Genomic DNA, 19721 nt, shown 5'->3' on the forward strand with positions numbered 1-19721 from the left:
TATTTATTATATTATGCAGAATCAATGAATAATAAGTTTTATATTTTAATCCGAATAGTATGTCCTCATCTCCTGACCTGATTATAGAAAATACCAAGCGCTGGATAGAAACTTTTATTATCCCTCTTAATCTTTGTCCTTTTGCAAAACGCGAAATGAAAAAACAAACCGTCAGATTTCAGGTCGCTGAAGTGGACACTATGGCTGAAGCTCTGCAGTGCTTACTCGATGAACTTCATATTTTGGAATCCAATCCAGCGATTGAGACCAGTTTTTTAATTTTCCCGCAGCAATTTGCGGACTTTTTTCATTATCTGGAATTGCTTGAGCGTGGCGAGTTATTAATCCAGCAAGAAGAACTTGAGGGTATTTTTCAGTTAGCAAGCTTCCATCCAGATTATTATTTTTCAGACACATCAAGCGATGATGTTACTAATTATACCAATCGCTCACCCTACCCCATGCTGCATATTTTACGAGAGGAAAGCCTGGAAGAGGCGATTGATCGTTATGGTGATACTGAATCAATTCCTGTAAATAATATCCGCTTGTTAAGAAAACTGGGCTTGGATACAGTGAAGAGGATTATTGATGGAACTGAAGTTTTTAAGAAGATGGAGTGATTCGCTGGAGAATTCCCTCCGCTAGGCTGCACTTCAATTAAGTTAAGAGTTAGTCTTTCCCGCGAAGGCGGGAATCCATTCCTCAGTCGGCATTATACCTAGATCAGAGATGGATCCCCGCCTTCGCGGGGATGACAGTTGAATATACATTTGAGCTTAACTTAGAGGGGAGGAGAATCCTTATGGCTGACTGCGATCGACCCTAAGAGATTAATGTACTCCACCCTTTTCGCGGGCTTCCTGAACCATTGACAGCATCGCTTTTTCCACAATTTCAAACGAACGTTGCATGTGATCCAGCGTTTTATGGCCATTCTCAATCAGTAATCTGATTTGTTTTTCAAACAACTCTTCAGGTTTTTTTAAATTAGCTAATTCTTCAGGCTTGATATAGTTCAAATTTTGCAAAGTTTTGACATTTAACTCTACAATTTCTTGCCAAGGAGCTTGAACCTTTTTAGCCATTTCAGTCCATTTCTCAAAATATTCTTGATTCATAACAGTCTCCTAATATGTTGCATTGCACAATAATAGATTAGATCCGTCTTATGACGATGTCAAGAGATTGGAGTAATTTTTTTTGCAGTGCACCATTTAACTGGTTTTGAATATTTTCTGCCATTGTGAAACGAACTGCTGCATTTGCTGTTGCCATACCAGATTCGTTTGCTGGGCATTGTTCAGATAGGGATTTGAATTCAATGACGCTTGCATATTTGTGAAAAATTGCTCCAGCATATTAGCAAACAGCTGATGCATGGGATGTTTCGCCAGTATAATTAGCTGCCTTAAAACCTCTGGAGAAAGAAATTGGGTGGTTCCGCTTTCCATCTCCATGAAAATCTGCAGGAGAGTGCTATTGGTAATGTCCTGATTGCTTGTAGAGTCTTCTACGCGAAAATCAATTCCCTCAATCACATACTGCTGCAATTCTTCGACAGTAATGTATTTGCTTTTTTCCATATCGTACAGACGACGATTCTTATATTTTTTTATCAGCCGGCTCATAAAGTCTCTCTTGCAAAATGGATGAAGGTTAATACATATGCAAACCGCCATTAACACTCAGGTTAGCTCCTGTGAGGTAACGGCTTCTATCATCCAGTAAAAACTCCACAACCCAGGCAACTTCTTCTGGCTCCGCTAAACGCTTGGCGGGGATGAGTTCAATAATTGATTGCAGGATATCAGGACGTATTCCTTTCATTAAGCGAGTATTCACATAGCCTGGCGAAATACTGTTAACCGTCACATTTTTCAGCATCATCTCCTGGGCGAGGCTTTTTGTAAATCCGTAAACCCCTGCTTTTGAGGCGGCATAATTGGCTTGAGAAAACTGTCCCTTCTGCGCGTTAACCGAGGAAATATTAACAATGCGCCCATAGGCTTGCTCACGCATGGAATCAACGACCTGGCGTGTCACATTAAACATTCCATCCAGGTTAACCCTTAAAACTTCGTCCCACTGCAGCTTGGTCATTTTATGAAATACGGCGTCACGAGTAATCCCGGCATTATTGATTAATGCACTTACAGGACCAAACTCATCTACAAGCGCATTGATGACATGCTGGCACTCATCGAAATCACAAACATTCATACGCCGAAAAACAATGGCTTCAAAGTCTTCTTCATTTAAAGCAGCCTGCCATAATGGCCCCTCATCGGCAGCCATAATATCCAAAGCAACAACTGTTTTATATTTTGCATTGAGTGCTTTTGCAACAGCAGTACCAATGTCACCAGTACCCCCTGTAATCAATGCCATATTCTTTTTATCCATACTTCCTCACTCTTGATAGCTGACAAAGCTAAAATTCTCAATGGATTAAAAGCAGTCATTGCTAGAAAAACCCATTATAGTGAATGGCAAAACAGCTGCCATCCATTGTTATGACATGTACTGTCCGCCATTGATATCCAGATTGGAGCCAGTAATAAATCCAGATGTTTTTGCAGCCAGGAAAGCAACTGCTTCAGCGACTTCTTCAGGAGTCCCCAGACGCCCTACCGGAATATTTGCAACAATGCTTTTCAAAACCTCTTCCTTCATAGCAGCAAGCATGGGGGTCTCGATATATCCTGGTGCAATAGTATTAACAGTAATACCTTTATTAGCCACTTCCATAGCCAGACTCTTGGTAAATCCAAATAATGCAGCCTTACTGGCAGCATAGTTACACTGGCCAAACTGCCCTTTTCGTCCATTGATTGAAGAAATGCTGATGATGCGCCCATAATTTTTTTCCAGCATACCCGGAAGCACATTACGCGTCATATTAAAGACGCTGGTGAGATTGGCATCAATTACCTGCTGCCATTGTTGAGGAGTCATTTTTTTAAAACTGGTATCGACTGTAATACCGGCATTATTAACCAGTACATCGATATGACCATAGCGCTCGGTAACCAGAGCAACTAATTTTTCGCAGTCGGCATAATTGGCGATATCACCATAAACAATATCAATATCATGGCCGGCTTCTTTTTGTTCCTGCTGCCAGCGTTTTGCTTCTTCGTGTTTGCCGCCTTTATAGTAGCAGGCGATTACGTGATAATCAGTTGCCAGACGTTGGCAAATGGCGGAGCCAATCCCACCGGTACCTCCAGTAACCAAGGCTATCATTTTGTCCATAAATGAAACTCCCTTCTGTTTTTAAACGAATACCCTTTTACTTCAAAGGAAAATCCGTTTAATGTCAATGAAAATAAGCAAGACTGTTATGCACAGGCTTGCCTAAACTCTTTTATTCCGTTATTTGATGATCCATCAATCAGGAGAACATCCTGCCATCCTGATTATTGTTCTTGCTTGATTCTGACCTCATACTCGAACAGGCTTGGGCACATAGGCCTTAATCTGTTGAGCAAACTGGTGTAAAACTTCTAAACCAGACTCCTCTGCCTGCTTGCACCATTGCTGTAAAGCTTCAACCAACTCCTTCTGGGAAGAGGCGGTTTTAAGCCAAATATTTTGCAATGACTGGCGATAAGTATAGACCAATCTTAACTTCTCGCGGCTGGCCAACAGTGTGTGCAGTTTGGACTTGGCTTTTGGAGACAGCAAACTGTCCTGGAGACGGAGTAAACGGCCGGCTCGCTGAAACATTTTCTTCTGGGATTTGTCGCCGGCAATTACTGTTTTCTTTTCTGTCTTCAGAATAGGACGGACTACATGTTTGTAATAATGTGACATGACCTGAAAGCGATTGCTGATAACTGCTTTTACCGTATCAAGGTCAACATGTAGTTTAGCAGCATCTTTGCCGAGTTTAGGCGGCAGTTTTTTAACCTTGGCCAAGCCTAGAGCGGAAAGACATCGAATGTACAACCAGCCAATATCAAATTCCCACCATTTCACAGAAAATTTGGCAGAAGAAGCGAAGGTGTGATGATTGTTGTGCAATTCCTCACCGCCGATCCAAAAACCCCAGGGAAAAATATTAGTTGCGGCATCATGGCATTCAAAATTGCGATAACCAAAGTGGTGCCCGACACCATTGATCACTCCAGCGGCGTGAAAGGGAATCCATACCATTTGAATTGCCCAGATTGTAATTCCAGGAACTCCAAATAGCAGCAAGTCAACCAGAAACATTAACAAAATGCCTTTGGATGAAAAACGGCTGTAGATGTTTCTTTCGACCCAGTCGTTGGGTGTGCCATGTGAGTATTTGGCAACCATTTCTTTATCCTGAGACGCTTCCTTGTACAACTCGGCGCCTTCCCAGAGTACTTTCTTCAATCCTAATACCTTGGGGCTATGCGGATCCCCTTCGACATCGGTCGAGGCATGATGCTTGCGATGAATAGCTACCCATTGGGCCGTAACCATCCCAGTTGTGAGCCATAACCAGAAGCGAAAAATATGACTAACGACAGGATGAAGGGTTAAAGCACGATGCGTTTGATAGCGGTGCAAGTATAAAGTAACGCCTGCGATAGTTATCTGAGTTAAGATGAGAGTAGCAACGACATACCCCCAGAATGAAAGATTTAAAAGGCCATGAACCATGAAGCTCTCCTGTAATACTTACAGTAATGAATAGAAACAGCGGATAATCTATTAAGAAAAACTGAGATAATTATCCATTTTTTATGAGTACTTATTAAGATCATAACATAATTTGCACAAATGCGCATTGCATCCTTGCAGAATGTGAACGATAATTTAAAAGCTGATTTGTAAATGTTCCGAATGAAAACTCACTCTTATAATCCGAATTCGCATGGGCTCTACTAATGAATGATAAAATTCAACAGTTATTTCAGACTTTAATTCCATTCCTGTTACTCGGAATAGCCATTTCCCTGTTAGTTGGTCTCTTTATCATGTTTTCCTATGTTCTGGTTTGGGGAATCCTGATTGGTGGAACTTTATGGATTTTTGCAACGATTAAGCGACTCATTTTCCCCTCCAAAAATGTAGCAAAGACATCGGGGCGCATTATTGAACACAAAGATCATGATTAATGCCTGAATTACCCGAAGTAGAAACCACACGACAAGGACTTCTTTCCTGTGTTAAGAATAAACTGATTCGGAATTGTATTGTCCGCTGCCAGCAATTGCGTGTGCCCGTTAATCCGCAATTTGCCGAGAGCTGTGTGGGTCAGCGAATTGATACGGTTTCCCGACGCGGTAAGTATTTACTGCTGCATTTATCTAATCAGGGATACATCCTTATTCATCTGGGCATGTCAGGCCATTTTCGTATAGTGCAGAACGGATTAGCTCCTGGAAAACATGATCATATCGACATTGAACTGGATGACGGGCAAATACTGCGCTATAACGACACCCGCCGCTTTGGATTATGCCTTTATTCTGAAATCAAGCCGGAATCACATCCATTACTGGCCCGCCTTGGCCCAGAACCTTTGTCAGAGGCATTTAGCGCAAGCTATCTGTATCAGCAAAGCCGTAATCGTAAACAGACGATTAAATCCTTTATTATGAATAATGATATTGTGGTCGGCGTTGGTAATATTTACGCCAGTGAGAGCCTGTTTATGGCTGGAATTCATCCCGCCAACGCTGCAAAAGCACTGGACGAAAAGGATTATGAGCGATTAGCGGCCGCCATCAGAAAGGTTTTAACGCAGGCACTGGCCGCAGGAGGAACCACCCTTAAAGACTTTATTTCACCTCATGGTAAACCCGGCTATTTCGCCTTTGATTTACAGGTCTATGGGCGGGAGAAACTGCCCTGCGTGATTTGCTCCCAGCCACTTCAAAGTATTCGACTCGCCGGTAGAAGTTCGGCTTATTGCCCCTCATGTCAACCCATTAAAAGCGAAGCTTAGAGGCTGATTGTTTTATACTTTCTCTATGGGCAATTCAAATAACTTGAAGTATTATCAGGATAACTTTTTTCCTTTTGAGCTTTTATGAAGATCAGCAAGCTGCGTACATTATGGATTTCCCTGGTTTCTGTGGGTTATACCGCGAATGCCTGCTCCAGAGCTATTTTTAAGAGTTGGCGGGGAACTATTACTCGCCCCTGGGTTGATCAGGTCATTCGTAACTGGTCTGATAAACTGCTTAAATTGATTGGTGTCCAATGTAAAATCATCAATCCAGGTAATGTGGCGCCCGTGGCAGGCCAGCCTACTATTCTTATGTGTAATCATACCAGCCTTTATGATATCCCTTTAGGCTTCAAAGCCTTTCCCAATCATTCAATTCGGATGTTGGCCAAGAGAGAATTATCCAGAATCCCTATTATGGGTAAAGGAATGGCTGCAGCGGAATTTCCGTTTATTGATCGGCATAATCGGCATCAGGCAATAAAAGACCTGGCTGAAGCTCGGCAATTAATGGAAAGCGGGATTGTCATTTGGATTGCACCAGAGGGGACACGTTCCAAAAATGGCCGTCTTGCTGCTTTCAAAAAAGGGGCATTTATTACCGCCATTCAATCACAGGCAATGATTATCCCCATCGGGATTCGAGGAGCATATGATATTCTTCCCGCCCATACCATGCAGTTCAATATAAACCAGACGGCTGAAATCCATATTGGCGAAGCCATTGATGCTTCACAATATACTATGGAAACAAGAGATGAGCTGGTAGAGCGGGTGCACAAGGTGATGGAACAATTAGTCGGCGAGAGCAGCAGCTCCATCCCTGAACCAGCTAATGAGTTAAACCATAACCTGTCGGAATCTGAGAAATAACGGAAGCCCGGCCTATCCTTCTGGGATCAGATGCCGCAGAAATGATATTTCTTTCCCTGTCCCAGGTGATTGCCTGCATATCGCCATAGGGTTGATCCAGAGGCATCAGTTGATAACCCATCTTCTTTAATTTGTCCTGAACTTGCAGGGAAAAAGCATCCGGTTCAAACTGCAGCCAGTCCGGTAAATACTGATGATGGAAGCGCATTGCCGAAACCATGCTGATTGCCCCGCCATAATCATAGAATGCGAGAGCAGCTATAAGAACCATTGTCGGGATACGGCTCCCGCCTGGCGTTCCGACAATTGCCAAGCGCCCTGGCGTTTCCAGAAAGCTGGGCGTCATACTGGATAAAGGCCGCTTACCAGGCTCAATCACATTGAGTTCACTGCCCACCAGCCCATACACATTTTTCTGCCCAGGCTTGGACGAAAAATCGTCCATCTCATCATTCAGTAGTACACCCGTTCCTTCAGCCACCACACTCGAACCAAAGATAAAATTAACCGTTAAAGTCGCTGACACCCGATTACCCTCTTTGTCCAATATGGCAATATGCGTTGTATTTTTACCACCATGAAAAAACCGGCTTTCGGCGAGGGTGCTGCTGGGCGTTGCCTTATCAGGAGAAATAAATTCACGCAACTTTTTAGCTTCTGCGGCAGAAATGAGACGCTCTACCGGTATTTTAACAAAATCAGGATCGGCAAGCATTTGGTTACCCTGCCAGAATGACAGGCGCATCGCCTCAACGAGATAATGGATCCATTGCGCACGATCCAGCGACTCCAGAGGGAAAGCGCTTAATATATTAAGCATGGTTAATAATTCTATCCCGCCCGCAGAAGGAGGAGGTGCGGTGATAATCAGCATATTATGATACGCACCCTGCAAGGGCTCACGTTCCTTAACCTGATAATTACCGAGATCCTCCAGTGTCCAGATTCCACCCGCGGCCCTCGCTCCTGCGACCAGTTTTTCTGCCACTTCGCCCTGATAAAACCCGGCATGGCCTTTACTGGCTAACAGGCGAAGGGTTTTTGCCAGCTCCGGTTGTTTCAGGCATTCGCCTACGGAATAGGGTTGACCATCGTGTAAATAAACTCTGGCGGTTGCCGGGTATTTTCGCATTTGTTCGAGGCGATCACTCATTGTTGAGAAATTATAAAACTGCTGATCAACAGGAAAACCGTTCTCGGCCAGTTGGATTGCTGGCGCAAGACTTTCTGACAAGGGCAATTTTCCATAATGCGAAGCGATATAAGCCAGGGCGGCCGGTTCGCCGGGGATAGCCGCCGCCAGTCCCCCGTTGAGTGATAGTTCAGGAATTACCTTGCCATTTTTATCCCAGAACATGGTTTTGTGTGCCGCCAACGGCGCCACTTCGCGCCCATCGATTAATGTATTTTTTTTATCTTCTGCCCGGTGCAATAGCCAGAATCCACCGCCTCCCAGACCACTGTGATAGGGAGCGACTACCGCCAGTACAGCACTTACAGCGATAACTGCGTCAAAGGCATTGCCGCCCTTTGCCAGGACCGCAAGGCCGGCATTAGTGGCCAGGGGATGAGCTGAAGCGACAGCATAGCCACCCGGCTTCTCCTGAACTGTTTTAGCATGAGGAAAACCACATGCCAGCACAAGTAAAGAAGCAATCAGTTTCTTCATTGTCAGGCACTCATCCTCTCAGCAAAGGCCTTCACAACGCAAGGGGGCACGAATTGAGAAATCTCGCCTTTTAAGTTAGCAATTTCTCTTACTAAAGTGGATGAAATAAATAAGAGATTTTCTGATGGTGTCAAAAACAGGGTTTCAATATCCCGGCAAAGTTTTCTGTTCATACCCGCTAACTGGAACTCATATTCAAAATCATTTACTGCCCGAAGACCGCGCAAAATAATGCCTGCTTTTTGCTCCTGTACGAAATCAATCAATAAGCTATTGAAACCTACCACAGAGACACCAGGAATGTCTTTCAGAGACTCTTTCAATAACTCAATACGCACCTCCAGCGGAAAATACGGTTTTTTAGCTTCATTACCAGCCACAGCAACGATTAATTCCGGAAAAATAGTCGCTGCTCTACTGATGATATCGACATGGCCACAGGTTACAGGGTCAAAAGTACCGGGATAAACTGCTCGTTGTTTCATAATGATTGTCTTGATTGCAAGTTGTTTCAGTCTAGCGTATTGTATTTAAAAAGACTATCCATATCTTCCTGGTCATTGGACACCGCCAATTCTTCTAAGGAACATGCAATGAATGCATTTAAGTATCTGGGATTACTATCACTCGTTTGTCTTACTGCCTGCGCGCCAAAACCGCCAGCCACAGAAATAGCATCCGATCAGTTAGCCGCTGCTGAACCTCCGCCAACGAGTACACCCGTTGCGCCTTCAGAATCAGTAACAACTCTCAACGCCACTGGGCAAAAAGCCCAGAACACAAGAGCAGCAATATCAGACCAAAATGCCAAGGCGGCGAAAACGGACACCAGCGTCGCAAAAACAGCAGCGAATGGAATCTCTTCATGGGAAATTTCCGGAGCAATGGCTGCGCGAAGCAAAAATAAGGCATGGAGTGCTTCAGTTAACTGGGTTCAACGCGGCATGAGCAATTATCAAATCAGGCTTTTTGGCCCACTGGGCAGCGGAACAGTGCTCATTCAAAAACAGGGTGGTCAGGTCAGTTTTCGCGATGGCCCGAAATCAGCTACATCCAGTAATGCCGAGCAGCTATTACTGCAGCAAACTGGTGTTCGCTTACCGGTGACCAGCCTTTATTATTGGGTACGCGGTGTTCCTGCTCCCGGTAAAGTACAAACAGCAGTGAAGGATCCTTCCGGTTATTTAACGCTGCTGCGCCAGGGAGGCTATACCATTCAATATCTCGGCTATACCAAATCAGGCAATGCCTATTTGCCCAGCCAGATAAAACTTCAGGGTAATGGGGTCTTTATCAAGTTTGTGATTAAACGCTGGAGAGTCTAGCCCCCACTGCCGGATTATGTTTTTCATGTAGCAACTGTCTTGAATTAAAAATTCAAGACAGTTGCTACAATTGATTCCTTAACTCTGCTCTGCGAGAGTATTCGCTTTTTCTTCCTTGGTCTTCTATAGTTTTCTGACAACAAGAAAATTTTTTAAGGTATCATTGACATCGATGCGTTTTATCTGCAAAATACGCAGCACATTGTAGCGAAGCGCTCAATGTCTCAATGAAGGATCTTAAAGTTTATTGGGGTGTCGCCAAGTGGTAAGGCACAGGGTTTTGATCCCTGCATACCTAGGTTCGAATCCTAGCACCCCAGCCATTTTCTTGTTGATTCAAGTAAACAGACGGCAGAAGATAACCGGGAAGGATGCGTTCACCGGATCGCTAAAATAATAATTATATCTTTCTGGCTGTCTTCTGCTATGTGTTTAAGTTAACTGATTTAACTAATCGAAGGCTTGTTACACATGTCGACTATGATGCTCTTTACCGGCAATGCTAATCCAGAATTAGCTCTCAATATTGCTACACACCTGCAAATACCTATTGGCCAGGCCACAGTCGGAACTTTCAGCGATGGTGAAACTATGGTTGAAATTCTCGAAAATGTCCGAGGCAAGGATATTTTTGTTATACAATCAACCTGCGCTCCAGCAAATGATAATCTGATGGAGTTGCTAACAATGGCGGATGCCTTACGGCGCTCATCCGCTGGGCGTATCACAGCGGTAGTTCCCTATTTCGGCTATGCCAGGCAGGATAGACGAGTTCGCTCTGCCAGGGTTCCCATAACAGCCAAAGTGGTTGCGGATATGATGGCTTCCGTAGGTATCTGCCGCGTATTGACGGTTGACCTGCATGCTGATCAAATCCAGGGTTTTTTCTACATGCCAGTGGATAACGTTTATTCTACCCCCATACTTCTTGACGACATCAAACAGCAGAATTTAAGCAAACTGATGGTTGTTTCTCCCGATGTTGGGGGTGTAGTTCGTGCCAGAGCGATGGCCAAGCGGCTCAATGATGCGGAACTGTCAATTATTGATAAACGACGAAGCGGTCCTAACAAATCGGAAGTGATGCACATTATCGGTGAACCGAATGGAAAGAACTGCCTCATTATTGATGATATTGTCGATACCGCGGGAACTCTTTGTTCTGCAGCCCTTCAGCTCAAACGTAATGGCGCAATCAGTGTAAGAGCCTATATTACTCATGCTGTGCTTTCCGGTCCCGCAGTGGATAATATTGTCAATTCATCCCTCGATGAAGTTGTTGTTACTGACACTATCCCGCTGTCTGAAAAAGCCAAACAATGTCCAAAAATCCGCATCGTCAGTCTCGCCGATATGCTTGCCCAGGCAATCAAGCGCGTCAATGTTGAAGAGTCTGTCAGCTCAATGTTTGCAGACTAAGCCTTAGTTTTGATTGCGTATCAGCATCTGCCATAATGAGAAACTTATCGAGGCAGATGCTGGCGCTTATCAGCTCTTTACACATCCACTCTCATCGCTTAAACAACTTATAAAATAATTATTCACTTTAATATTAATTTAACAGATAATTCTTGAACACTCAGAGTCTGTGGGAATCAGAGCGTTTCTGGATTGACATGATTGATTATCAGTTGGAATTAAAAAAGCTAAATCAACTTATCAAAGATGCTGAAATTGGTGTACTGCCTATTACACAAACGCGGCTTGCCACTTTATATGATACTCGCTCCATGCTCTGCCTGTATCTTTACATCAACCCCTCTACTTCAATTTCTCAAATTCGTAAACTACCCCTCCCTTCCAACTTTAGTATTGATGAAATCGATAATGATCCACAAAAGCTTAAGCAAAAGTTACAAATTCAAATTAACCACAATCTGGGAATTTATAGTGACTTGGATTTAGTTCATTACATGCTTCTGCAGCTTCAACCTTTTATCAGCAAAAATCCTGTCTTCGCTGAATTTTTTAAAACACTGGAAAAATATACGGTATTGGAAAATCAAGAACTGACAAAGAATCTGCTTTCCTTTGGCAACTACATGGTCGATTGCTTGAAATCAAGACATACCTTTAGCTATGAAGAACAGCATGTGATCCTGAATCTGGCACAAATATGTAAAAATCGGCGTTTTTTTCAGGAGAGGCGCTATTTATGGCCTTTCGAGGAATTACACCCCGATCCTAACGATCTTGAAAGCCCATTCAATGCGCGAAACGTTCGCCCTCCTCTGCATCGCTTGTTACAAGCCGTCAGCTTTTCTATTGTCTACGTCTCCACAGGCTTTGGATCAGGGCCAGGATTAGGGCATACTTTGCTGCATTTAGGCGAGGATAAGGGTTACGTACATATTAATGGGCTTTACAATTATCCGATTTACATCAGCGATGCGCATTTTCGTGATTTTTATCTGGATAAGTGGCAAAAGCGGGTCGTCGCTATTCAAAAGGTTCATGTTCCCAATCCCGATGCCGCTATGAGCAAATTAGTTCAGCTATGCCAGACAACCTGGCTCTGGGGTGGCCCTTTACATAACTGTTTTCATTTTTGCAAACAAGTGCTTTTGGCAGGAGGCGCTTCTCTGAAAGAGATTGAAGGGCTCTGCGTGCCCAACCATCGTGTTCTGCAGCAGGCAATGATTGATTTCTCCCCTCTGGATCTAAGTCAATGGACACCGCCAGACTATGTGCAGTTCCATGAGCCAGATTCCAATCTGCAAATGTTTAAGTCCAGGCCTATTCAGGAGTGGACCATTAATCCTCAGCAAAGAGGAGAGCTGCTCGAACAAATGATTAGCCATTTAGGTAATCTTTATGTATGGCAAAAGCCCTTGCAGAAAGCTCGATTGAAAAGCAAATTAGAAGCAGTTCATAAGGAAATTGAAAAATCTGATTCTGCGCCAGAAGGTTCCCTTTCTAAAAGAGAGAGAATTATACAAAAAATGGATCAGCTCGATATGTACACTGCAAAGGCAGTGGTTCGCAGCCTGATAGAAAAAATAATTTCAAACAGCTGGCCCTTAAAATTATGGGGTGGTACGGTGGTCAATATCGTTCCTGCTGAAGGCGGGGATGCAATCCAAAAGACTGTTCCCAGAAATATGGCGAGAATGATTTCCATTTATCAAAAGCATCTGATGAAAGGAAATGTCGACTATATTAACATACTCAATGAAATCTGCTTTATCGGCTATATGGCCAGTCTTGAAAATAACAGCAGGTGGACAGCCTATAAGGGAAGACATGATTTGACCAGGAATTTTTACCAATTGTTTAATCAGATGATTAAAGTGAACTTTGATTTTAACAATCATACAAAAGCCACCGATGCTGAGCCACCAAAGGAACTGGAGTTTTAATCAGGCGAAGAATGGCAAGAGCTATTTGATTAGGTGCTTGTGCTTCATAAAGACTAGCTTCATTTCAAATCTGTGTCTTGATGAAGCACCTGCATAATCAGGGAACATCCGGATCCGATTCTGAATAGAGGCGGATGGGGTTCTTACTGATTAGTCCCGTGTACCTACATATTTGTCGTCGAAATAACGGCGCAGCTTGGTTCTTAAAGTACCTCGGCTGATTCCAAGCATTACAGCAGCACGTGATTGATTATATTTGCAATGTTCCATAACTGCTTTGAACAATGGTGTTTCAATTTCTTCCAGAACAAATTGATATAGATCAACAGGATCAGTGCCCTTCAGCTCGGAGAAATATTTCTGTACAGATTGAGTCACACATGCCGCCAGTGACGAAGTTGTATCGCCGGCTTCACTACTGATTGTTGTCATTATTATTAACTCCTCCTTAGAAAAACAGCATCTTACCCAATTGGGCAATTCCTGACAAGTATAGGTTTAGTAATTTGCGCTTTTAACGCATGAAAAAGCACTTTTCTAGCATAATTTTGAATCAAGTTATTGATTTAATTGTGAAAAGAGTGATCCACTCCTGGATCACTCTTTAAAAAGATTAAAACTTCAGCATAGCCGGAGTAAATGGCTTGGTATTCACCACAAATTGTCCCTGATTAAGACTCAACTCAATAACATAGTCATTGCCTTGCTGTACTAACAATCCGGATTGCAGCATAGATGCAATTTGTTGCTCTGTCATGGAGGCAGCCTGCTGGGTTACGTCTGGCGCGGTTGTTGCCGCACTGGTAGCGGTTCCACTCTGTGCCTGGGCATTTTGTATCTGCTGAACAATTTCCTGTTGAGCAGCTTGAGATCCCAATCGTTGCTTGTTAGTTTGAGTCATCAGCTTCTTAAGGATGGGAGCAGGTACTTTCAATTTGCCATTACCCTGAACCTTTTGCATCACCTCAAAGGGGTTGCCCATTTCGCCCTTGGGCAGGCTTACCAGTAAGTTACCTTCAACCGTTCCTTCCGGCATAGCGAAACTAAGTTCAGAAATTTCAAACTCTGCACCACGGGAAAATAACTTGGGCAGATCAGGCAGCATCGCCATGATAGCCTGTTGCTTTTCCTGTTCAGTTCCCTGCTGTGCCTGCTGAACCTGCTGGTTAAGTTTGGCAAGTACATTGGCATCCAGATTTCTTAACGCCACTTCCAAATTACCAGGACCATAGGTCTGATCTTCGATTAGCATTTTGTTCAGAGAGACTTTGAAATGTGAATTGAATAAATCACCATCAATATCGCTGCTGGAATACATATCCAGACCATCAAGCTGAAATACATTGGCTGTATCGGCTTTTACAGATACTGAAGGAAAGGAAATGCTGGCGTCACCAAAGTATAAACCGTTATCCGCCTTGTACAGATTGTATTCTGAACTGATTTCACCCACGGTTCCGGTTACTTTAGCGTCTTTTTTAGCAAAGCGCATTCCATCAATCGTGATATCCCCTTTAACCTTGTCAACGTTTGAGGTGATGGTCATTGCACTGTTCATACCCAGCCATTCAAACTCTCCGCCGCCTTGCTGAGCCACCATTTTAAAGGCCGGCACTTCCATTTTTACCCGGCTATTATTTAAATAATTTACAAACAGGCTTAATTTAAGTTCCGGGGCTGTGGAATCCGCTGTAAAGAATTGCTTGAACTGGGCCTGGGCTTCATCGGGCAATGGGATAGCAGTTTGCGCATAACCCAACCCAAAACGAACTCCCTTGTGGAAAATAATCGGACCATGATACACAGTCAGGGGCATTTGTCCCTGGAAGTCTTGAGCAGGAATTGTGACTGTTTGTCCGTCATCGCCTGTTTCCACACGCTCAGGTGCATGAAACTTCCAATTTAATTTAGCATCTGATCGGAACCATCCTCGATGATATTCGGGAATATCTATAAATACGTTAGCGGATTTGTTAACAATTGCAGCGTCTTTTTTGATGGTACGTTCGGTCATTACACCCATACCATAATACCCACCAAGGATTAGAGCGGCCAATATCACCACCACTCCCAAAAGTTTTTTCATTATTATCTCCGTGTGTTAGTCCAACTCATCAGTTACAAAACCGAATATAAGCTAGGGATAATTAAAACACGAGATTGCCTAACTAGCAAAAGAAATACGATAAAAACCCTTTAATTTGAACAGTCTGTGAGAATTTAAAAGCTGAAGGAGAGATGTTGATTAATAAGAGTACCTGCTATGTGGCGCCTGCACACCCGAGTGCGCAGGCTTATATCAGACTAATGCGCTTCACGAACTGGATGACAGTAAGTTTCTTTAACCAGGAAAGCCAGTATAAGAGCAACAAGGGAGCAAAGCGGTAATATTTTTAATCCTGCCTGGAAATCTGTTAATAATAGATTTTCGAGATTATAGGCTCGCGCACCTGCGGCTTTATCAACCAGCCATCCAACCAATGGCTGCATGCAGGCTCCAACAAAAATTGACGCCATATTGGTGAACGCTATCGCAGTGCCCAGCACTTTACCATTCTGAATTTCAGTGGAAACCGCATAGGCAATGGCTACTCCAGTGTTAGTTACTCCAAAAGCGAAAAACAGAAAATAGGCTGTGGAAGTGTTCATATCAGGAATGAAAACAAATAGTGAACTCAGAATTACACCAAAAATTGCTGATGCAATCATCAAGGGTTTACGACGCCCAATGCGATCTGAAATCCAGCCAGAGAGAGGTCCGCTAATCCCCCAGCCAATGAAGATTAATCCAGTTGCAAAAGCGGCTGAATGGGCGGATAAGCCTCTTCCATATTGTAAATAAGCCGGCCCGATTGCCTCACCAATCACCGCAGTAGGCCCGAATAAAAATCCGCCATAAAGCGCATTCAGCCAGGTTTGACGATGCTTGAGCACTATCATCAGGCTTTGAAAAATACTAAGTTGAGAAGCCTGCTTTTTGATTTCCCGGCGGGGAATTCCAGGTTGATCCTGGACAAACTGATAGAGTAATCCAGCGAGCGCAATGAATAGAAAGGCAATGATCAGCATACTATGACGCCAGCCGACATTAGCGACCAGGAAGGACACAGGCGCTTCACCTGCAGCGGCCCCCAGCATGCCCAGAGCCTGCGTTAAACCGGATAATAAACCGAGCATCGCGGGCGGAAACCAGGAAGTGGCCAGTCTTAAAGAACTCACAAAGGCAAAAGCGGCGCTAAAACCAATCAGCATACGCCCCAAAGAAGCCACCAGCAGCCCATCAGCCAAACCAAAAACGCAGCAGCCCAGGGCGGTAATTAAAGACATTACAGTTAATATGCCGCGGATACTCAGGCGATCAACCGTTAATCCCACAGGAATCTGCATGATGATATAGGGAATGTAAAAAGAGGCGGTCAGAATACCAAATCCCGCTTCGTTAATGCCAAAATCAATTTGCAGGCTGCGATGCATTACTCCAGGAGCAACACGGGCCATGTAATCTGAAAAGTAAAAAGCGGCAGCCAATCCCCAGACCAGCCAGGCAAAGGCCAATTGCTTTTTATAACCTATTTTTTCATTTTGAGAGAGGGCGATTTTATTCATATATTCACTGTGGTTGCTAAGTTAGTCCATTAGAATCTATCACGCGATTTCAATCACAAAAACTCGTCACTATGATTAAAACATCAGCAGACTTGAGTTTACATTATACTGAGAACCGGTCATTTTTCAACAATTCTACATAGTGCTCAAAAGCGAGCACAAATTCAAGTTTAAATTGTTAATGCCCTCATTTGAAGCGCGGTGGCTAATGCCAGTCGCGTGGTTCCAGTGGAATAAGAAACCACATGATGAGATACAAAAGAAATGCAGCCCCACCTAATAGAAAGAACAACACAAAGGCAAAACGGACCCAAAAGGGATCGACGCCAAAGTAGACCGCCAGCCCTCCACAGACACCCGCTATTTTCTTATCCCTGCGCGAGCGCCACAACTTTCGATAAGGTGGTTTAGTTGGTTCCATATTATTCATATAAGCAATGTAAATAAATGAGTGTAGCAGGCTTGTCTGGTAAAAATAAAGCGGGGGCGTTTTTATAAATCTAATCAATTTTTAAACATGTAAGCCAGATATTACCATGATTGATTGTTTTGTGTATAATATGTCCAGCATGCCAACCATAAGAACAATACTGAATTCTTGGGTTGGTCTTATTAGTAAGTTATGAGGAAAATCATGGCGGGTCAAAATCAAAAACCACTTCTTCGCAACAAAAAAAACATTATCGTTATGGATAATCTCAAAAAACCCTGGCAAGAATTACAAGCTCTTTATATCCGTAAACAATACTGTTCACAAGCGAAGTCGCCAGAAAGTATCGCCTGCGAAAAAACGATTGCTTCTTTAAATCCTGAATCAGTTTCCAAGGCCTTGCCTATTGCTGTGGATAAAACAACACCTAACCCTTTCCCGCGTGATCAGAAGCTTTATGACTTCTGTAACAACCTTGCCAGACAACTACTGGCCAAAAATCCTCTTGAAGATGAGGATATCAGGAATATTTCCCGTGCCGTCCTTATTGCCAATCAACACCATTTACTCGCTTTTCTGAATGATAGCCACAATGGAAGTGAACGGGATTTTTTGTCCTTCATTTTCTGGAAAATCTGTCTTTTGAAAGGTGCTAAAAAGGGTGAGGAGCAAACCACAATACTTAAAAATCAATTTAATAAAATCCTTTGGAACACCTTTGAAGAGCTATCTTTTGCCAAGATAGCGATCGATTACTCCACAGTCTCGGAAAAATTACTGATGGAAAGACGAGATACCATTGGGGATTATCTGACTGAAGACAAAATCAGGGAATATGAAGAAGCAGGTTTTGTCATTCAGAAAGTGAATGTGGTGCCTGAGAAATTTACCCCAAAGATCATAAAAATCGATGCGCAAAAGGAACAAATGATCCAAAATGCAAAGAATATTGACCGGAATTCAACAATTGTCATTGATGCTCAGACCAATAAAGTTCTCGCTGTTTTATTAAAAAATGCAATCAATAAAGAAGAAAAAGAGTCCGTTTCCACTTCTTTACAGGAATTACCGCTCACAGTATTTGCTGGCGGTTCTGATCTCAATCGAAAAATCAGACAACAAAATCCGGGAAAGCCAATAGGCAGTGCCAGCTTCGGTTATATCCGTCATTATGCCGGACAGGAGAATCACCTGGCTTATCATACGTTTAATACACAGCCTTTACTCAAGAAATTAGGACTGCTGAGCGACAAGTTGAATCTGCAGTTTAAAATGTTATTACCAGCAACTTTCAGGCAGACTGCAAAGGCAATGATCCCTTTCAAAAAAGCGGGATTAATGCTGACTCCAGATAATATTTATACCACGGTACAATACAATCGGGGAGCAAAGCAGGATTTGCATCGAGACACCGATCCTGCAAATTACAGTGTGATATTAGGCGTATCCTTAAACCCCAAAGCGGCGATGGGCGCGGGAACCTGTTTTTTTGAATGGAACGACCCCGTAACCAGCCAAATTCTTCGCTTTAACCTGGACGACTGCGATGCCTTGATTGCTGATACCGATTATCTCCATTGTGTTTATGGCTCCTCTGCAGGCGCTAAAAAAGCGGATTTTACCACTGACCGGGCTTCTTTGGTTTTCTATACCCATAATGGCCTGAAAAGATCCAGAGTCTTTTATGGCTATGATTCGGATGCCGAGCATTATCCCATTCCCAAAGAAACCATTATGAAGAATGATCCTCAAGGAGAGCGAATCACAGTACTGGCTCGAGATTATACCATTCCCTATGATTCCGAGAATCCTGAACACAAGGATGAAAAAACCAAAAGCATTAGCAAAACAACATGGTACAAACGAAGGCGAGCAAAAAAAACAAATGAAAACAACGAGAGAACGATTGAATCTGCAAAATTGCTTTCATCGCTTTTTGAAAAGGCAGAAGATCTGGCTCCCTCAGACGAAGAACGCTCTACCGTGATGAGCACGGTTTGTGACAATGAGGATGAAGAATCTCAAAGCGTATTCAGAGCCGCAAAACGTCGCCGTAAAGACAAAGAACCCGAGTCGGAAATACTGGAGATGTCAACGAATTCCGAATGCTCCGATCCTGAAATGGAAGACGCAATCGAGATTTGCGCTCAAACGCTCACAGCGCTTTCAGCAAGCCAGAATAAAGACGTTTTCAGTACAGAACTCCCGATAACCCGTAAGCAGAGAGGTATGATTACGACAAGCTACAGCGGTACGTTATTCAATACAAACCTACCGATAACCCGCAATCAGAGAGGCATGATTTCGACAAGCTGCAGCAGTACATTATTCAATGCGAACCTACCGATAACCCGCAGTCAGAGGGGCATGGTTACAACAAGCTACAGCGGTACATTATTCAATGAACAGGCACCTGCTCAAGCTAGTACGAGTACGGCCGATCTTGACATCGAGGCAAATGATTTACAATTGTAAAGTCATTCATGAACGAAATTAATCCAGAGTGCCGACGGCGTCTCTGGATTTA

At 43.4% G+C, this 19721-nt stretch carries 19 protein-coding genes and 1 tRNA gene; 9 read left to right on the top strand and 11 right to left on the bottom strand.

Annotated elements, in window-relative coordinates:
• The first annotated feature begins 59 nt into the window (after positions 1–59).
• Complete coding sequence (locus tag B1207_RS07335; RefSeq protein ID WP_112219346.1) at positions 60–623, top strand: DUF1415 domain-containing protein; 564 nt, start codon at positions 60–62, stop codon at positions 621–623.
• Positions 624–833: 210 nt separating this feature from the next.
• On the opposite strand, the gene B1207_RS07340 is transcribed toward B1207_RS07335, so the two are convergent.
• The 5 genes from B1207_RS07340 to B1207_RS07360 all read right to left on the bottom strand — a co-directional run bounded on the left by B1207_RS07340 (position 834) and on the right by B1207_RS07360 (position 4638).
• On the bottom strand, positions 834–1121 hold the full coding sequence (locus B1207_RS07340; protein WP_112219347.1) for a phasin family protein: 288 nt from the start codon (positions 1119–1121) through the stop codon (positions 834–836).
• A gap of 96 nt (positions 1122–1217) precedes the next feature.
• Complete coding sequence (locus B1207_RS07345) at positions 1218–1631, bottom strand: polyhydroxyalkanoate synthesis regulator DNA-binding domain-containing protein (protein ID WP_112219348.1); 414 nt, start codon at positions 1629–1631, stop codon at positions 1218–1220.
• 28 nt (positions 1632–1659) lie between these two features.
• Positions 1660–2406 (bottom strand): acetoacetyl-CoA reductase, encoded by a 747-nt coding sequence (gene phbB, locus B1207_RS07350; protein WP_112219349.1) that lies wholly within the window; start codon positions 2404–2406, stop codon positions 1660–1662.
• A 108-nt stretch (positions 2407–2514) separates the two neighbouring features.
• Complete coding sequence (gene phbB, locus B1207_RS07355; protein WP_112219350.1) at positions 2515–3258, bottom strand: acetoacetyl-CoA reductase; 744 nt, start codon at positions 3256–3258, stop codon at positions 2515–2517.
• 189 nt (positions 3259–3447) lie between these two features.
• Positions 3448–4638, bottom strand: coding sequence for a DesA family fatty acid desaturase (locus B1207_RS07360; protein WP_112219351.1), 1191 nt, complete (start codon positions 4636–4638; stop codon positions 3448–3450).
• Positions 4639–4865: 227 nt separating this feature from the next.
• Between B1207_RS07360 and B1207_RS07365 the strand changes: the two genes are divergently transcribed.
• The 3 genes from B1207_RS07365 (at position 4866) to B1207_RS07375 (ending at position 6805) form a co-directional block, all read left to right on the top strand.
• Positions 4866–5096, top strand: coding sequence for a hypothetical protein (locus tag B1207_RS07365; protein WP_112219352.1), 231 nt, complete (start codon positions 4866–4868; stop codon positions 5094–5096).
• On the top strand, positions 5096–5929 hold the full coding sequence (gene mutM, locus B1207_RS07370) for a bifunctional DNA-formamidopyrimidine glycosylase/DNA-(apurinic or apyrimidinic site) lyase (protein ID WP_112219353.1): 834 nt from the start codon (positions 5096–5098) through the stop codon (positions 5927–5929). The genes B1207_RS07365 and mutM overlap by 1 nt, the downstream gene beginning before the upstream one ends.
• An 84-nt stretch (positions 5930–6013) precedes the next feature.
• Positions 6014–6805, top strand: a complete 792-nt coding sequence (locus B1207_RS07375) for a lysophospholipid acyltransferase family protein (RefSeq protein WP_112219354.1) — start codon at positions 6014–6016, stop codon at positions 6803–6805.
• Here the strand turns inward: B1207_RS07375 and ggt are convergent.
• Both ggt and coaD read right to left on the bottom strand, forming a co-directional pair.
• Entirely contained in the window at positions 6765–8474 is a 1710-nt protein-coding gene (gene ggt, locus B1207_RS07380) for a gamma-glutamyltransferase (RefSeq protein WP_112219355.1), read from the bottom strand. The genes B1207_RS07375 and ggt overlap by 41 nt on opposite strands.
• A gap of 2 nt (positions 8475–8476) precedes the next feature.
• On the bottom strand, positions 8477–8959 hold the full coding sequence (gene coaD, locus B1207_RS07385; protein WP_112219356.1) for a pantetheine-phosphate adenylyltransferase: 483 nt from the start codon (positions 8957–8959) through the stop codon (positions 8477–8479).
• A gap of 108 nt (positions 8960–9067) precedes the next feature.
• On the opposite strand from coaD, the gene lolB reads away from it, so the two are divergent.
• From lolB to B1207_RS07405, 4 genes are all read left to right on the top strand, one after another.
• Positions 9068–9799 carry a lipoprotein insertase outer membrane protein LolB gene (lolB, locus tag B1207_RS07390; protein WP_112219357.1) on the top strand — a complete coding sequence of 244 codons (732 nt, stop codon included), beginning with the start codon at positions 9068–9070 and terminating at the stop codon, positions 9797–9799.
• 248 nt (positions 9800–10047) lie between these two features.
• A tRNA-Gln gene (locus B1207_RS07395) sits at positions 10048–10122 on the top strand.
• Positions 10123–10270: 148 nt separating this feature from the next.
• Positions 10271–11218, top strand: a complete 948-nt coding sequence (locus B1207_RS07400; protein ID WP_058507201.1) for a ribose-phosphate pyrophosphokinase — start codon at positions 10271–10273, stop codon at positions 11216–11218.
• 197 nt (positions 11219–11415) lie between these two features.
• The gene (locus B1207_RS07405; RefSeq protein WP_112219358.1) at positions 11416–13158 is read left to right on the top strand and encodes a hypothetical protein; all 1743 of its coding nucleotides are present in this window, start codon (positions 11416–11418) and stop codon (positions 13156–13158) included.
• 150 nt (positions 13159–13308) lie between these two features.
• Here B1207_RS07405 and B1207_RS07410 read toward each other — a convergent pair whose 3' ends face one another.
• From B1207_RS07410 to B1207_RS07425, 4 genes are all read right to left on the bottom strand, one after another.
• Positions 13309–13590 (bottom strand): helix-turn-helix domain-containing protein, encoded by a 282-nt coding sequence (locus B1207_RS07410; protein WP_058507199.1) that lies wholly within the window; start codon positions 13588–13590, stop codon positions 13309–13311.
• 181 nt (positions 13591–13771) lie between these two features.
• Positions 13772–15244, bottom strand: a complete 1473-nt coding sequence (locus tag B1207_RS07415; protein WP_112219359.1) for a YdgA family protein — start codon at positions 15242–15244, stop codon at positions 13772–13774.
• A 218-nt stretch (positions 15245–15462) separates the two neighbouring features.
• Positions 15463–16764, bottom strand: coding sequence for an MFS transporter (locus tag B1207_RS07420; protein ID WP_112219360.1), 1302 nt, complete (start codon positions 16762–16764; stop codon positions 15463–15465).
• A 205-nt stretch (positions 16765–16969) separates the two neighbouring features.
• Positions 16970–17185, bottom strand: a complete 216-nt coding sequence (locus B1207_RS07425; protein ID WP_112219361.1) for a PspC domain-containing protein — start codon at positions 17183–17185, stop codon at positions 16970–16972.
• A 213-nt stretch (positions 17186–17398) separates the two neighbouring features.
• Here B1207_RS07425 and B1207_RS07430 point away from each other — a divergent pair, with 213 nt between their 5' ends.
• Positions 17399–19669 carry a hypothetical protein gene (locus tag B1207_RS07430; RefSeq protein WP_112219362.1) on the top strand — a complete coding sequence of 757 codons (2271 nt, stop codon included), beginning with the start codon at positions 17399–17401 and terminating at the stop codon, positions 19667–19669.
• Positions 19670–19721 lie beyond the last annotated feature (52 nt).

The sequence above is a fragment of the Legionella quinlivanii genome (genome assembly GCF_003265995.1).
Lineage (GTDB): Bacteria > Pseudomonadota > Gammaproteobacteria > Legionellales > Legionellaceae > Legionella_C > Legionella_C quinlivanii_A.